The organism is Bacillus cereus group sp. BfR-BA-01379 (assembly GCF_022663605.1).
GTDB classification, from domain to species: domain Bacteria; phylum Bacillota; class Bacilli; order Bacillales; family Bacillaceae_G; genus Bacillus_A; species Bacillus_A mobilis.
The window spans coordinates 21,060-33,875 of the sequence record NZ_JAKUFT010000022.1; the positions used below are offsets into that span (position 1 = coordinate 21,060).

The following is a 12,816-nucleotide window of genomic DNA, read 5'->3' on the forward strand; positions in this document are numbered from 1 at the left end:
GATAGCTTTTTCATTTTAAGAAACTTGTTCTGCATGCGTTTCCCTATGTTGTATATAACTCGTGATCCAAGCAATTCCACCAGCAACAACGAGATAGCATAACAATACTAAAATTTGCATTTGTAATTGCGACCAATCTCCTAAAGAAATCACATCTTGTAGCCCTCTAAGAGAATGGGACATTGGGAGAAATTGTCCAATCTTGCTAAGAACAGCTATATTTAATTCTCCTGGGAAAGTTCCCCCGCTCGTCGCTAATTGCAAGACGAGAAGCGTTACCGCTAAGAACTTTCCAACAAGACCAAATACCGTTACTAACATAAGAATAAACGTCATGAATGTAAAGGAAATAACGATACTTGATAAAACAAAGAGTGACACACTTGCAACTTCTAATTTCATAACTCCTAGTACAACCACATCCACAAGTAATGCTTGAATAAGCCCAATTACATATACCAATCCTAGTTTATTAATAAAATGTACCGTTCCGCTTACCTTCATATTTTGCCTACGGCCAAGCGGTAAAATATTTGATGCCATAATGCCGCCAACATAAAATGCAAGTGATAAGAAATATGGTGCAATACCTGAACCGTAATTAGGCACATCAGAAACTGTCGACTTCACTAATTGAACTGGCTCTGAGAACATCGTATTGCGTGCATCATCATTGCGAACATCCGCTATCTTCTCTGCGCCCTCTCCCAATTTCGTGGAGAGCTCTTTCGCACCATCGTCAAGTTTAACAAGTCCACTTTTTAACTTACCAGCACCGTTATTTAACTCTGTTCCGCCACTAGCAAGCTGATTTACACCTTTTTGCAGGGATATATATCCGTTCCCCCACTTCGTAAATCCATCAGCCAAATTCCCCGCACCATCTGCGATCTTTTTCGTTCCAGTAGTAGCCTCATTTAACTTAACACCAAATGTATTCATGCCCTCTTCAACCTTATGCTGACCAGCCGCAATCTTCTGCGCACCTTGTGTCAATTGTTGTTGGCTATTATTTAAAGTGCTTGTTGCTTTAGCTAATCCATTAGAAGTAGCAATGATTTTTTGAAAAGCAGGGTCTTGCTGCACTTCTGGATGACTTTTCACGTACTCTTCTAGTTGTTGTTTTACACTATTCGCTGCATTGTCCGCTTTCACTTGCCCTTCAGCAAGTTTCTCACTTCCATTCACCCATTTAGTTGTACCAGTACTTAATTCATTAACCCCTGCTTGTAAAGTTTTTTCACCTTGAGCTAATAATTCCATACCGCTATGAAGTGAGTTCGCTCCCTGACTTAGCTCATTTGCTCCGCCAGTTAAGGCAGATTGGCTAGAAGCAAGTTTTTCGCTTCCCTCTTTCACTTTTGATGTCCCATCACTAAAACGCTGAATACCATCTGCAAGCTGATTTGCGCCATTTCTTGCATCTGTCGTTCCTTCATGTAACTTGTCAGCACCATTACTTGCATCACTCAACCCTTGTGCTAAGTCTTGAAACTTTGAAAAGACACCTTCTGTATAAGATTTCGTAATACTATTTGAAATTTTTGTTTTCATATTTTCAACAGCTGTCGTTCCAATTTGAGCTGCTACAAAGTTTTTACCTGGATTTACTTTGTACTGAAGCTGCGCTGGCTCTGGTTTCTCATCCATAAGTGTACTTACCTTTTGAGAGAAATCCTCTGGAATCGTAACAACCATATAATACTTATCTTCTTTTAACCCTTCATCCGCATTTTTTTCTGATACGAAATGAAAAGCTAGTTCCTTATTCTCTTTTAAATTTTTTACAAAATCGTCTCCTGCATGAATTGTTTTTTCATCCATCGCAGCACCCTTATCTAAATTTACAATCGCCACAGGTAATTTATCTAATTTTCCATATGGATCCCAATATCCAGCTAAAAAGAATCCTGAATAAATTAAAGGAACGATCAATAAAAAAATTAAAGCGATACGTCCATGTTTATGGTGCCACATCGCTTTCCAATCTTTAAATATAAGTTGAATTCCCTTCATGAAACATACTCCTTCTCCTAATTTCACACCATTAGAATGGTTTAACAGATTTACTATACACGCCACCTTCCATACTGTATAATACATCTTTAATTATTAATTCATTCCTTTTGGTCTATAGAAAGGAGAGTCAAAATGGAACTTCTTCAACTAAAATATTTTCAGATAGTCGCACGATTAGAACATATGACAAAAGCGGCTGAAGAATTACATATCGCACAACCTTCTCTCAGCAAAACAATCGCTAGATTAGAAAAGGACTTAGGCGTCCCGTTATTTGATCGCCAAGGTCGACAGATTACATTAAACTCTTTTGGAAAAGTATTTTTAAAACGCGTAGAGCGTATTTTTCATGAATTAAGTGAAGGTGAACGAGAAATTAAAGATTTAGCTGAATTACAACAAAGCTCTATTACACTGGCGGTTTCTATTCCGAGAATATTACCAGAACTACTCGGTTCTTTTCTACTAGAGCATCCTAACGTTCGATTCCAACAGTTTCTCGCATCTACTCCTTCTATGAAACGACAACTAGATAATATAGAAATTGACTTTTGCATTTCTTCTGTACCAATTGAAGGCGAGGAAATTATGTGGGAACCACTTATTACAGAAGAAATTTTCTTAGTCGTCCCTTCAGGTCATCGTTTATCAGGACGGAAAAGTATCCATCTGCATGAGGTAAAGGATGAACCATTTATTAGTATGAACACTGGTTACGGATTTCGGCACTTAACGGATGAATTTTGCAGGGAAGCTGGTTTCACTCCACATATCGCTTTTGAAGTAGATGAACCAACCGTGATTAGCGACCTTATTAAGCAAGGCCTAGGCATCGCCTTTGTCCCAAGTTTAACTTTATTAAAAAACTCTACTTTAGCATTAAATAAGTTACGTATTATTGAACCAAATTGCGAGCGAACTATCGGCTTAAGTTGGTCGAAGAAACGCTACTTATCGAAAACTGCTCAGCAATTCCGTAAGTTTGTGATTGAGTACTTCTCTAATATTAAGGTGTAAAATTATATCAACAAATAACGACACAAATAGAAGGTGCCACCCCAAAAGGGGATAACACCTTCTATTTTTTATTCTTCTCCAATTCTATTTCCGCTAAAAGTGGCAATACGTTATCAAAAATATGCGTATTATTATTTTCACCTGTTACGTATCCACCGTAATATCTACTAAATACATTGTGGTTTCGGAATGTGACCATATGATCATATAATTCCTTTGCAAACTTTGTATCACCTGTTTGTAGTACGTACAAGATCGTTAGTCCGTAAGCGGCTGGCGATTCATAATTCACAGTTTGTTTTCCCGTTTCTAAATTGTAACGACCGTATAGCTTTCCATCCTTCTGGAATTTCTTCTTTATAAATTCTAAATAAGCATCTGATGAAAGGCCACCTAAACTTCGATGATACGCAACGTATGATTGGTCAATAAGATTCACTTCTTTATCGTACGTAAATGTACCATCTTCTTTATACTCTTTTGGGAATGCCCAGCCATGCCTTGGATAATCTGCTAAAAATTGAACAACTTCCTGATATTGCTGAGCAGAAACTTTGCCGTACTTCTTCATATACGAGAATGCGTGCGGATTTAAGTATGATGTAGTTGCAAAATTATTTTGTTTCCCTGCATCTGCATCATAATAATCAACGTAATAATTATCTTTCTTATTATAACGAATTACAGCATCACTCAATTGATCTGCCAGGTTTTTATAACGCTCTTCCTTATACATTTCATAAGCACGATATAATTGTTCTATAATACGAAGATCATCTATAAGTGCGTTTGTAGCTGACTGCATTTCTCCCTTTTCAGAGATTTTCCATATAACAATGTGATCCTTATGTACAAAACTATTTTGAATAACTTTAACTTGTTCATCGAATAACGCTTGATCGTCTTTATCCAATGTATATTGTAGCCATAGTCCTGCTGATTCCGATAAAGCTTCACGGCCTTTCGCTTCACCCTTACCTGCCTTTGTATCCGCTAAACGATATGTGGCAAGCGTCCCATTTTCATTCACCATATGTCTTAAAATAAAATGTTCTGTACGGTTTCCTTGTATAGCCGCCCAAAATACAATGCCACCTAAAGCGATTAAGAGAATAACTCCAATCCCTATGTATAAACGTTTCCGCAATCTTCTCACCTCCCCATTAAGACTAACCTTAATTTTACCAGAACATACATGAATGTAAAAAAGACAATCTATTAGATTGTCTCCCGTTCCTCTATCCCTCACAAGCCTCTTTAGAAGGTCTATATAGCGATGCTACAAGTCGATCATATTCACGACGCGTAATCTCTTTATTATACAGCTTCAATAATAAATCTCTATGCTCTTTTGAAAATGCCATCTTTTTAATGACTTCAGGATACATAAAACATCCTCTCCATTTCACATAAACTTCTTCACCTCTAAAATCAGAACTTATGTTCGCATAAAAGATTATAAAATATTCCTTACTAAAAAACAAACAAAATATTATTAAATATTAACTTCTTTCTATTTAGAATATTCAAACATTATATTACCATATCCACTTTTTAAATACATATATATTTTTGGTAGTTTTTTTGAATAAATCTTCCAATTCAATCAGAAAATAATGGCAAAAAAGAAGAGGAGTTTACATATGGATACGGTAACATTAGCAAGAGCGTTTTTTGGTTCTTCATTAGCATTCCACATTATCTTTGCAACACTTGGTGTGGGACTTTCATTGATGATTTTTATAAGTGAAATACTCTATCACTGGAAGAAAGATTCCGATTATGCCATTATGGCGAAAAGATGGACGAAGGCGTTTGCCATCCTTCTCGGTGTAGCAATTCCAACTGGAACAATTGTTGGTGTGCAAATCTCACTTCTTTGGCCTGGTTTTGCCAAAATTGTTGGACAGGTTATTTCTGTTCCCTTTCAAATTGAGATTTTCGCTTTCTTTTTAGAGGCTTTGTTTATGTCCATTTATGTATATGCAGCTGACAAACTACCTCCATTCATGAGATTAATCTCACTATTCTTCGTCATGATTGGTGCCACGGCATCTGCCGTGCTTATTACATCAGCAAATACATGGATGAATACACCCGCAGGATTTTCAATGGGACCAGATGGATCCGTTTTTAACGTTGATCCGTGGAAAGCTTTCTTTAATCCGAGTTTTGGCACAAGCGCATTCCACGTTGTGATTACAGCCTATACAACTGGAGCTGCCGTCATTGCCTCTATCGCTGGATTTAAATTATTAAAGAAGAATTTAAGTAAACATGAAGTGGCATATCATAAAAAGGGACTACTGTTAGGACTCGTCGTGACATTTATTACAGGTGCTACGATGTGGCTTTCAGGACACGAATCAGCGATTGCCTTACATAAGCATTCCCCTGAAAAACTTGCATCTGCTGAAGCTTTATTTGAAACGACATCACATGCACCGTTATCAATTGGTGGAGTTGTAGATCCTAACACACTTGAGCTAAACTACGCACTAGAAATTCCGAACATGCTTAGCCTATTAGTGGGACTCGATCCTAGCACCGTCGTAAAAGGACTCAAGGAATTCCCACAAGAAACATGGCCACCATTTTATACACATACACTATTCAACTTAATGGTCGGCACCGCTGCTTTTACTTTTGCAGTTGCAGCAATTGCCCTCTTATATTGGTACTTTGTTTACCGAAAAAAAGGAACAGAATTACCGAAGTGGCTTCTTTGGGGAGCTGCTGCATGTGGACCAATTATGATGCTCGGTATTGAATTCGGGTGGATTTTCAGCTGTAGTGGTCGTCAACCTTGGACCATTTATGGTATGCAACGGACAGTCGATGCTTCTACACGCGCTGATTTTGTCGGTCCTTTATTTATTCTATTCATCATTTTGTATATTGGACTCGGTATTTTAACGGTTTTTGTACTACGGACATTCTTTAAGAAACATCCGCTTACAAATGATTTACATCACGAAGGAGGCGATTCTCGTGCATGAGGAAAGTATTGCAATCATCATCTTATGGGCTCTTATTTTCGTATACAGTATATTAGGGTCCATCGATTTTGGAGCAGGTTTTTGGGGCATGGTATACGCAAAACATCCCACTCTCGCTGCCAAGCTTGCCAATCGATACTTATCACCAACCTGGGAAGTAACAAATACATTTCTCGTATTTGTCGTTGTCGCTTTTCTCGGCTTCTTTCCGAAAGCTGCTTTCACCCTTGCTACAGTGATGTTCGTGCCAGTTATGTTAATTTTAATACTCATTGCAATTCGTAGTACGTTCATGGTATTTGCCTACTCTCTGCCAAAGTATCAATTCCTCCTTCGGGTGATTTCAGGTATTACTGGGCTCTTAATTCCAGCCTTATTAATTACCGTTTTACCCGTTACAGAGGGAGCTTATATTACAATGTCTGAAGGAAAAGAAGTACTTCTGTATGGAAAACTTCTTTCTAGCCCGGTTATCTACTGCTATATGCTCTTCGGACTAACTTCGGAACTATTTCTCTCCTCTCTCTTTCTTGCTGATTTTGCGAGAGAGCAAGGTTCAGAAGATTCGTATAGAATTTATAGAAGAAACGCCATTATCCTTGGTCCTGCAACACTCGTTACGGCGATTATCGCCCTCGTTGTAATGGATCCGGAAACACACTGGCTTATGCAAGGACTCATAAAGCAATTCCCATGGTTTACAGTTTCTATCGTTTTATTCGTTATCGGGTACTCTTCTCTTTGGTGGACAAACAAGAAGTATGGCACACTAGGATACCCTCGCATCGCCGTTTTAGCAGTCGTCGCTCAATATGCATTTGCAAGTTACGCTTACGGTGTCGCGCATTTACCTTATATTATTTATCCTGATGTAACTGTATTTACAAGTTTTACAACGACAGAAACATTCTATGCATTGCTTATTCTATACGCAATTGGAATCGCAATTTTACTACCAGGATTTATTTTCTTCTGGAATTTATTCTTGAAGGATCGAACTTTTTTGAAGGAAAAATAATATAGTTGGGAGTCTGTTCCAAAAGGCATTTTGGAACAGACTCCTTTTTTCATGTTTTGTCGATAAGTCGATATATTTTAAAAATCGCTGATATATTTTGCGTTGTGCCAATATATCTCCATAATCGCCCATATAAATTTCATTTACTATCTTACTGCCCCCAAATTTATAGACGCCTCTCACAATAGTTATTTCACTATTCGTGACACTTGTCCTTTCGCTTGAAAAACACATATTCACTTTATTCCATTATATGTCTAGTTCTTCCTATTTTTTGTTGAATATACTATCAATATAAACTTGAGACAAGCTACATTTGTTCAAGGGAAAATAGAAAGGTAGGCAAAATATGAGCATTGAAATATGGATTACTATTATTGTATTCTTCTTAACGATGATTGTTATCTTTTGGCGACCCCGTGGTTTAAATGAGGCGTGGCCGGCAGCAATTGGCGCTGGCATTATCTTGATTACTGGACTTGTATCAAGACCAGACGTCATGGACATTATTAGTAAAATTGGCGGTGCCTCTATAACAATATTAGCGACCATCGTTATGGCGGTTATATTAGAAAGTTTCGGCTTCTTCCACTGGTCCGCAGCGAAACTTGCAAATTTAGCAAAAGGATCTGGTCGCCGTTTATACTGGTATATTCAGTTATTATGTTTTCTTATGACTCTTTTATTTAATAACGACGGTAGTATTTTAATTACAACTCCAATTTTAATTCTTCTTCTAAAAAACCTTCAATTAAAACCGCATCAACAAATCCCTTATTTATTAAGCGGTGCTTTAATCGCCACTGCCTCTAGTGCACCAATTGGTGTAAGCAATATCGTAAACTTAATCGCATTAAATATTGTGAATATGACTCTTTATATGCACACAGCTATGATGTTTGTACCTGCAACATTAGGACTACTGTTTATGTCATGGCTTATGTATACAGTTTTAAAGAAAAAGCTACCAGAAAAATTACCTGTTTCTTCATATGATATCGAAGAAATTTTCTTCACGAAAAACTTCCATCCGTTAAAAGGAAAAAATTCCGTTGATACGAAACAAAAACGCACAAAATTCATGTTAAAAGTATTAGGCTTCGTCTTCCTTATGCGCTGTCTTCTATTCGTTGCATCCTTCTTATCGATTCCAATCGAAATTGTTGCTGTACTCGGTTCACTCGTTCTTCTCATCTGGAGATGGTACTACTTACGAACAAACCCAGTCGATATTTTGAAAAAGACACCGTGGCACATTTTAATTTTCGCATTCTCTATGTACGTCATTATTTACGGGCTTCACAACGCAGGATTAACAGCGGCGCTTGTAAATTGGCTTGAACCAGTTGTAAGTCAACATCTACTCTATGCTAGCTTTGCAATGGGTGGACTCGTCTCCCTCCTCTCTAACGTCTTCAATAACCATCCTGCACTTATGATTGGTACAATCACATTAACAGAAATGGGACTAGACCCAGTCACATTAAAAACTATCTACCTCGCAAACATTATTGGTAGTGACATCGGTTCACTATTATTACCAATTGGTACACTAGCTTCCCTCATTTGGATGTATATCCTGAAACAAAACAAAATTAAAGTAAAATGGAAAGACTATTTAAGTGTATCCCTTATCGTTATTCCTCTCACAACAGTCGTCACATTATTCCTCTTATACTACTGGGTACACCTCTTCTTCGCCTTATAAACGACAGAAGCCCGCTTTGCTACCGTCTTAGCAAAGCGGGCTTCTTCTATATTTAAGTTAGGTACTACAGTGTGATCAATCAAGTAAAGAGGTGTAACGTGTTATTGGTATAAATGACTACCAGTGTCTTTAAATTCTTTCGCTTTCTCTTTCATCCCTTTTTCAATTGCTTCTGTCGTTTCTAAATCATTTTCTTTCGCATATTCACGAATATCATGTGAAATTCTCATACTACAAAACTTCGGTCCACACATGGAGCAGAAATGAGCTGTTTTCGCGCCTTCTGCTGGCAATGTTTCATCGTGATACTCCATCGCACGTTCAGGATCTAAAGATAAATTAAATTGATCGCGCCAACGGAATTCAAAGCGAGCTTTTGAAAGTGCATCATCACGCTGATGAGCCGTTTTGTGCCCTTTCGCAAGATCAGCCGCATGTGCAGCGATTTTGTACGTAATAACTCCCTCGCGAACATCATCTTTATTCGGTAAACCTAAATGTTCTTTCGGCGTTACATAACAAAGCATCGCTGTTCCAAACCAGCCAATCATCGCAGCTCCAATTGCGGATGTAATATGGTCATAACCCGGTGCAATATCTGTCGTTAACGGCCCAAGTGTATAGAACGGCGCGCCCTGACAAATATCAAGTTCTTTCTCCATATTCTCTTTAATTAAATGCATCGGTACATGCCCAGGTCCTTCGATCATCACTTGCACATCATGTTTCCAAGCAATCTTCGTTAATTCACCAAGTGTTTCAAGCTCAGAAAACTGCGCTTCATCATTTGCATCTGCAATCGAACCTGGACGTAATCCATCTCCAAGAGAGAACGAAACGTCGTACTGCTTCATAATTTCACATATCTCTTCAAAATGAGTGTATAAGAAGTTTTCTTTATGATGGAATAAACACCACTGTGCCATAATTGAACCACCACGTGAAACGATACCTGTCGTACGCTTTGCAGTAATCGGAATGTAACGAAGTAATACGCCCGCGTGAATCGTAAAGTAATCAACGCCTTGCTCCGCTTGCTCAATTAACGTATCACGATACACTTCCCACGTTAAATCTTCTGCAATTCCGTTTACTTTTTCCAGCGCTTGATAGATTGGTACAGTCCCAACTGGTACAGGCGCGTTACGAATAATCCACTCACGCGTCGTATGAATATTTTTACCTGTAGATAAATCCATAATTGTATCCGCACCCCAGCGCGTTGCCCACGTCATCTTCTCTACTTCTTCTGCAATAGAAGAAGATACAGCAGAGTTTCCGATATTTGCATTGACCTTCACGTGGAAATTACGTCCGATAATCATCGGCTCTGCTTCCGGATGGTTAATATTCGCTGGTAAAATAGCACGGCCTTCTGCGATTTCCTTACGAACAAACTCAGGCTCTACTCCTTCACGAATCGCAACATATTCCATCTCAGATGTAATGATGCCATTACGCGCATAATGCATTTGCGTAACGTTTGCCCCTTGCTTCGCTCTAAGTGGTTGGCGATCCATTTGCGGAAAAACAGGTGTATGTTTCGAAGCCACTTTCACACCGTCATCCTCTGGTTTCACTTCGCGCCCTTCGTATGCTTCTACATCTCCGCGCTCCAGGATCCAAGAATGGCGCGGCGTTGGAATTCCCTTTTCCAGCTCCACTTTATACGCAGGATCTGTATAAGGACCGCTCGTATCATATACACGTATTGGCGGATTCGGAATGCCGTTCGTTTCACTTTGTTCAATCTCGCGCATCGGCACTTTCATACCCGCGCGTGGTCCATCCACATACACTTTCTTACTTCCTGGTAAACTCGATTTCAATTCAATTTGCTCAGCTGAAACAGACTGTTTCATAACCTTTGTTGCCCCCCTGTACGTGACAAGGACGAGATATGGCCAGCGTATGCCAAAATAAAAAGAGCCAGGTCCATAAAAAAATAAGGACCTGGCTCATAAAGACATCATTATGTAAAGCCGTTAACTTCCCTACGCTGGTACGAGCCAGATCAGGTCCAAAGGGTTAAGAAGTTCACACGCTTCTCTCTCAGCCTACGCATACGTTAGGCACCCCTAGTTTATCACTGATTTAATTTTCAATACTTTCCCATCATACACGATAATCTGAAAAATGCAAAGTTTATTTCTTTTGTTGTTTATGGAATCATCCACGTTAAATAATATGCCTGTACATACGTCATAATACCAACAATAATAACGAAGAATAAACTATGCTTCACTGTAAAGCGGAATAAATCTGATTCCTTTCCAGCAAGTCCAACTGCCGCACAAGCGATTGCAATCGATTGCGGAGAAATCATTTTTCCAGTTACACCGCCCGTTGTATTTGCTGCAACAAGAAGTACTTCAGATACACCGACTTGCTGCGCTGTAATCGCTTGTAAATTCGAGAACAGTGCATTCGCTGATGTATCAGATCCTGTTAAAAACACACCGATCCAGCCTAGGAATGGTGAGAAGAACGGGAATAGTCCGCCAGTTCCTGCAAGTGCTAATGCTAATGTAGAAGATAGACCAGAATAGTTTGCGATAAATGCGAATCCTAATACGAATCCGATAGATAGAATTGGCATCTTAAGCTCATTTAGCGTTTCTTTAAATGTTACTACTGCATCTTTTGCACTCATTTTCAAAATAAAGATAGAAATGATACAAGCAATTAAAATTGCTGTTCCCGTCGCTGATAAAATATCTAATTTCAAGATTGCTTCATAAGGCGTCGGTTTATTTACAATTGGCTCTGCTTTCATTACTAGATTGTGTAAGCCTGGAACTTCAAACTTAAACACAAGGCTTTCCAAAGCACCACCTGGAGCAAATAACGCTTTAAAGAAACTTTGGCTCCAAATGACTACCATCACAGTTAAAATAATGAATGGAGACCATGCTTTTACTACTTTTCCTACTGTTAGTTTCGGCATAGATGTTGCTGTCGTTGTCACAGCTACTTCACTATTTGCTTCTTTAGACTGATAGATTTCTTTCGGCTGCCAAACTTTTAAGAATAGCGATAAACTCACTAAACTTACAAGTGCTGACGTAATATCCGGAAGTTCTGGTCCTAAGAACGTCGCTGTAATGAACTGCGTAATTGCAAATGAGCTACCCGCTACAAATAGAGCTGGCCATGTTTGTTTTACTCCTTTAAATCCATCCATTAAAAATACGATAAAGAACGGAACAAATAATGATAAGAACGGTAATTGATGTCCAGCCATTTGTCCAATTTTATGTGGATCAATACCTGTTACTTGTCCAGCAACTGTAATCGGAATTCCCATCGCTCCGAACGCTACTGGTGCAGTATTTGCGATTAAACAAAGACCTGCCGCATATAAAGGATTTAAGCCAAGACCTGCAAGAAGCGCTGCCGTAATTGCTACTGGTGCACCAAATCCTGCTGCCCCTTCCAAAAATGCTCCAAATGAAAAACCGATTAAAATAACGAGTAAACGATGGTCATTTGTAATGGATAATACAGATGCACGAATGACATCGAATTGACCTGTTTTTACAGATATTTTATATAAAAATACCGACATAATGATAATCCAAGCAATCGGCCATAGTCCGTATAAGAAACCATATCCAGTCGCTGCCATTGCCATCGTGAACGGCATCTTATAAGCGAATAACGCCACTAAAATTGTAAGTACAACTGTAATAAATCCTGCCACATACCCCTTCATGCGGAAAACTGCTAAAGCTAAGAAAAAAAAGATAATCGGAATAAGTGCGACCGCTGCCGAAATCCAAATGTTTCCGAACGGATCATAAACTTGTGTCCATGTGTTCATTGTTCTCTCCCCCTAAAGAATCCCCTTTTAAATAGAATAACCTCGTCAATAGACTATCAGGTCATCATACCTTTAAGTCTAAAAATAAAAAACGCCTAAGAAAACGTTTTCATTAATTCTATCACAACAATTTCCATTTCAAAAGATTTTTTTGAAAATTTTATTATTTACTATAGAAATCTTACAAAAACGTCACGTTCTTGTAATGTTCATCGATAGGAAGCTCGCTACA

9 protein-coding genes and 1 riboswitch are annotated in these 12,816 nt (G+C 38.6%); of the genes, 4 read left to right on the plus strand and 5 right to left on the minus strand.

The features are described from left to right. Window positions 1–15: 15 nt before the first annotated feature. Window positions 16–2,016, minus strand: a complete 2,001-nt coding sequence (locus MR113_RS10910) for a YhgE/Pip domain-containing protein (protein ID WP_242254158.1) — start codon at window positions 2,014–2,016, stop codon at window positions 16–18. A 135-nt stretch (window positions 2,017–2,151) separates the two neighbouring features. Here MR113_RS10910 and MR113_RS10915 point away from each other — a divergent pair, with 135 nt between their 5' ends. Beyond that, window positions 2,152–3,036: a LysR family transcriptional regulator gene (locus MR113_RS10915; protein WP_242254161.1), complete on the plus strand. Its 885-nt coding sequence runs from the start codon at window positions 2,152–2,154 to the stop codon at window positions 3,034–3,036. Between the two features lie 61 nt (window positions 3,037–3,097). Here MR113_RS10915 and MR113_RS10920 read toward each other — a convergent pair whose 3' ends face one another. Further along, on the minus strand, window positions 3,098–4,183 hold the full coding sequence (locus MR113_RS10920) for a transcriptional regulator (protein WP_242254163.1): 1,086 nt from the start codon (window positions 4,181–4,183) through the stop codon (window positions 3,098–3,100). Between the two features lie 91 nt (window positions 4,184–4,274). Then, on the minus strand, window positions 4,275–4,424 hold the full coding sequence (locus MR113_RS10925; protein ID WP_000283173.1) for a hypothetical protein: 150 nt from the start codon (window positions 4,422–4,424) through the stop codon (window positions 4,275–4,277). Window positions 4,425–4,679: 255 nt separating this feature from the next. On the opposite strand from MR113_RS10925, the gene cydA reads away from it, so the two are divergent. The 3 genes from cydA to MR113_RS10940 all read left to right on the plus strand — a co-directional run bounded on the left by cydA (window position 4,680) and on the right by MR113_RS10940 (window position 8,761). Then, entirely contained in the window at window positions 4,680–6,035 is a 1,356-nt protein-coding gene (gene cydA / locus MR113_RS10930) for a cytochrome ubiquinol oxidase subunit I (protein ID WP_242254165.1), read from the plus strand. Next, on the plus strand, window positions 6,028–7,053 hold the full coding sequence (locus tag MR113_RS10935) for a cytochrome d ubiquinol oxidase subunit II (RefSeq protein ID WP_000544166.1): 1,026 nt from the start codon (window positions 6,028–6,030) through the stop codon (window positions 7,051–7,053). Before cydA ends, MR113_RS10935 begins: the two co-directional genes overlap by 8 nt. A gap of 349 nt (window positions 7,054–7,402) precedes the next feature. Beyond that, window positions 7,403–8,761 carry an arsenic transporter gene (locus tag MR113_RS10940; RefSeq protein ID WP_242254167.1) on the plus strand — a complete coding sequence of 453 codons (1,359 nt, stop codon included), beginning with the start codon at window positions 7,403–7,405 and terminating at the stop codon, window positions 8,759–8,761. 101 nt (window positions 8,762–8,862) lie between these two features. Here the strand turns inward: MR113_RS10940 and thiC are convergent, their stop codons facing one another. Both thiC and lldP read right to left on the minus strand, forming a co-directional pair. Further along, entirely contained in the window at window positions 8,863–10,623 is a 1,761-nt protein-coding gene (gene thiC / locus MR113_RS10945) for a phosphomethylpyrimidine synthase ThiC (RefSeq protein WP_242254169.1), read from the minus strand. A gap of 112 nt (window positions 10,624–10,735) precedes the next feature. Beyond that, window positions 10,736–10,851, minus strand: a riboswitch (TPP riboswitch). A gap of 71 nt (window positions 10,852–10,922) precedes the next feature. Continuing rightward, entirely contained in the window at window positions 10,923–12,584 is a 1,662-nt protein-coding gene (gene lldP, locus MR113_RS10950) for an L-lactate permease (RefSeq protein ID WP_242254171.1), read from the minus strand. Window positions 12,585–12,816: the final 232 nt, after the last annotated feature.

Coding starts and splice junctions, on each gene's coding strand:
- MR113_RS10915 (WP_242254161.1), top strand. CDS start 2,152: ATGGAACTTCTTCAACTAAAATATTTTCAGATAGTCGCACGATTAGAA.
- lldP (WP_242254171.1), bottom strand. CDS start 12,584: ATGAACACATGGACACAAGTTTATGATCCGTTCGGAAACATTTGGATT.
- MR113_RS10940 (WP_242254167.1), top strand. CDS start 7,403: ATGAGCATTGAAATATGGATTACTATTATTGTATTCTTCTTAACGATG.
- thiC (WP_242254169.1), bottom strand. CDS start 10,623: ATGAAACAGTCTGTTTCAGCTGAGCAAATTGAATTGAAATCGAGTTTA.
- cydA (WP_242254165.1), top strand. CDS start 4,680: ATGGATACGGTAACATTAGCAAGAGCGTTTTTTGGTTCTTCATTAGCA.
- MR113_RS10910 (WP_242254158.1), bottom strand. CDS start 2,016: ATGAAGGGAATTCAACTTATATTTAAAGATTGGAAAGCGATGTGGCAC.
- MR113_RS10925 (WP_000283173.1), bottom strand. CDS start 4,424: ATGTATCCTGAAGTCATTAAAAAGATGGCATTTTCAAAAGAGCATAGA.